This is a genomic window from Alkalibacterium sp. s-m-28 (assembly GCF_054658175.1).
In genome coordinates this window covers 1-3,309 of record NZ_BAAGIQ010000144.1, presented here as the reverse complement: position 1 = coordinate 3,309, position 3,309 = coordinate 1, and the positions used below count along the sequence as shown (strand labels likewise).

Sequence of the window (3,309 nt, the reverse complement as noted above, 5' to 3'; positions counted from 1 at the left end):
ACCCTTGTGACCTTAACTGAAACCATTCAAGTGTTTGTCAAGGGCAAATGCGGCTCCGATTGGTATAGTCAGTGGGCCTTCACCACCTTTAATTTTTAGTTTTCATAAAAAATTTGACAGTTCCATTTAATTCTTATATATACTATTGTCCTTTTATTCAAATACTCATCAAAAAAGACCACAAAGAAAATCATCTCTGTGGTCTTTCCTCTTAATTAAAATAGTATCTGGTCATTTCCAGGGCGTTTGTCTTCATTATCTGATCAGCATATTCATTGAGTACATCTGAGGATATCGTACTCTTCTCTCCATACTCCAGAGCTACGGCCAGCTCCTCTTCACTCGTTTTTTCATTCATTTCTTCAATAAAGAAAATTAAGTGGAGATAATACTGTCCTTTGTACGTGAACAAGTTTGATGCACCGCTTTCCATATGAAAAGATTGGGCTAACTGTATCATCTGTTCGAAATTGTTCAACACAACAATTGCCTCTTTAGTCTCATTATCATCCAGACTGTACTCTTCCACTTCGTCTGTAAGTTCATGATCACTCTCGTCCGGATGACTGTCAAACGCTGCATCACCCAGTCCAGTGAGCTGGTTCATCTCTTCCTTGAAATTAGCTCCCTTACTGATGAATAGTTCAAGACCATTGTTGTTCGGCATGACTTGGAATGTAACTGCTTCTGATTCCTGGAATTCCTCATCAATATCAACTTCTTCCAATATACTGTAGAAGAATTTTTCGATTTGCTTCTGATTTCCTAACAGGTCCAGGAATGTAATCCCACGTTCTTCTAAATCTGTATTTTCGATGACCACTCGTATAGTATCTTCATTGATATGTTCAATTTCCATTATCCCGCACCTCGCAATTCTGTGGAGAACAGGTCCTCCATCTGGGATGATAAATCATTCTTTTGTATACAAAAACAGTCCAGATCGACTGCACTTAGATTATTATACAAAAGCTAGCCTGCAAATACAAGCTATGACGATTACATTGTACTTTTTTGTTCTCATAAGGTCAAAAAGAACCGACCCACTGTCGATTCTTTTTTAGTCGTTAATATGCTGTTCTTATACTTGAGATAGAGCTACAAGTTTCTGAGCCTTTTCAAGTTCCATTGCTCTTACTTCTCGAGGAACAAATTGACGGATTTCATCTTCATTGTACCCAATCTGAAGTCTTCGGTCATCAATGATGATCGGTCTTCTAATCAATGTCGGATTCTCCTGAATGACTTCGAACAGTTCTTTTAAAGATAATTCATCAAGATCAATATCCAGTTCTTTAAATGCTTTGGAACGAGTGGAAATAATATCTTCCGTTCCATCTTCTGTCAGTCTCATAATTGCTTTTATCTCTTCAATTTTTAAAGGTTCGTGAGCCATATTCTTCTCGTAGTAAGGGATGTCGTACTCCTCAAGCCATGCCTTTGCTTTTCTGCATGATGTGCAACTTGGTGTTGTAAATAATGTGACCATTATGTATTTCTCCCTTCATGTCTAATGTTTCTTTTAGATGATTGTCATCTTCTACACTTAATACTATAGAGTAATTGCGAACAGTTGTAAACCCTATTTGTCATTTTTTTGACTTATTTCTTCGTTTTATTATACATAGTTCTTAAAAAAAGTTTATATATAGAGGTTTTAAAGAATTTGATATATGAATATCTGCGAACTCAGATTATAACTTTTATAATCTAGAGTGTCGTTAAGACACAAAAAGCTCCAACCCAGTATTAAAACTGAGCTGGAGCTTTACCTAGAGAACTGGTCTTAGTATAAAAGATCAACAAGTTCTTCAATATCTACATTTCCAAAATAGGTTTGAGTGTCGATATCCTTTAATGCATGAGTAATGGCTTCTCGGGTATATGGAACACCTTGCAAGTCTTTTTCAACATCTTCTATTTCGCCCATACCAAAGAAATCACCGAAAATACGAATATCCTCTATTTTTCCTTTTCTTACATTCATTTTAACTTCTACTGTTCCTACAGACAGACGTTCACTTCTTTCCATATCAAAGGATGGAGATTTTCCGTAATTCCATTCCCAATTTGCTGTATACTGTTCAGCGAACGCTTCTATCTTGACCCAATCCTCATCTGTCAGAACATACTCTTTAATGTCTTCAGACTTATCAGTATCAAAAATATAAAGCAGCAGCTTGTCTCTGAAGTCTTTTGCATTCATAAACTGATAAGAATCATCCAGATAAGGTTTGATGTTTGTTACTCTGCTTCTGATGGATTTGATCCCTTTAGATTCCAGTTTATGTTTTTTAGGTTTAAGAGCCTTGACGACTGCTTCGATTTCAGAATCAAACATTAATGTGCCGTGAGCAGTCAAGCGGTTGTTTTTAGCATACATGGCATTGCCTGAGAATTTTTTACCATCAATGACCAGATCATTTCTCCCACGAAGTTCTGCCCCTTCTACCCCCATCTGATGAAGCGCATCAATGACTGGAGAAGTAAATTTCTTGAAGTCTCTGAAGGAGTTCCCATCATCTTTAGTCAGAAAACAAAAGTTCAGTACACCCATATCATGATAGACAGCTCCTCCGCCAGAGAAGCGACGAACGACTGTCACATTGTTTTCGTCTACATATGTCGTGTTTACTTCTTCATATGTGTTCTGGTTTCTCCCGACAATAATCGAATTATCATTAATATAGAATAGCAGAATCGGCTCATCAAGCTCTACTTCATTCAATAGGTAATATTCAATTGCCAGGTTGATTCTTGGATCGTGAATTTCTTTTCCATTTCTCTGGTTCTTTACATAATACATATACAGTTCTCCTCGCATAATAAGTTTGAAGATAAGAATTTTACTTATCTTCCTTGGTTGTTTTCTTAGTGTGTTAGAGGCTTCTCCCCCCATGGGAGAGAAAAATTCGAAATTGTCGACCCTCTTGTCCACTTTTGATCTTTGATAATTTCTTTGATAATTTAAAAATATCCATAGAAAAATAATTTATTTAGGACGACTATTCGACAAAAAAAGCTGAACGTATTTTTGGGTATGTGGCGATTTAGTTGAGTACGGCTTATTTACCGAATATTACTGAAATCTTTTAAACTTTATTCTTTACTTACCACTATAATGCTTAAATACTCAAGTTTCGCACCCTAATAAATGCTTCACAATCCTATCGGATTAACCCTCACCAAAGAAATTACGCAGCAATTTGTTCTTGGTTTGACTGATTTCCAATCAAAATTTCTTTGAATGCCGCCGGTAATGTGTCGATTAATTGATCGAGCAACGCCGTTACTTGTTGTTCGGATAAT

General features: G+C 36.4%; 3 protein-coding genes. All 3 read right to left on the bottom strand.

What is annotated here, in order from left to right:
• Positions 1–211: 211 nt before the first annotated feature.
• Entirely contained in the window at positions 212–859 is a 648-nt protein-coding gene (locus ACYQ4S_RS11300) for an adaptor protein MecA (protein ID WP_091264656.1), read from the bottom strand.
• Positions 860–1,081: 222 nt separating this feature from the next.
• Complete coding sequence (gene spxA, locus ACYQ4S_RS11295) at positions 1,082–1,489, bottom strand: transcriptional regulator SpxA (protein ID WP_091264658.1); 408 nt, start codon at positions 1,487–1,489, stop codon at positions 1,082–1,084.
• Positions 1,490–1,786: 297 nt separating this feature from the next.
• A complete protein-coding gene (locus ACYQ4S_RS11290; protein ID WP_346025236.1) occupies positions 1,787–2,806 on the bottom strand; it encodes a lipoate--protein ligase in 1,020 nt (339 codons plus the stop codon).
• Positions 2,807–3,309 lie beyond the last annotated feature (503 nt).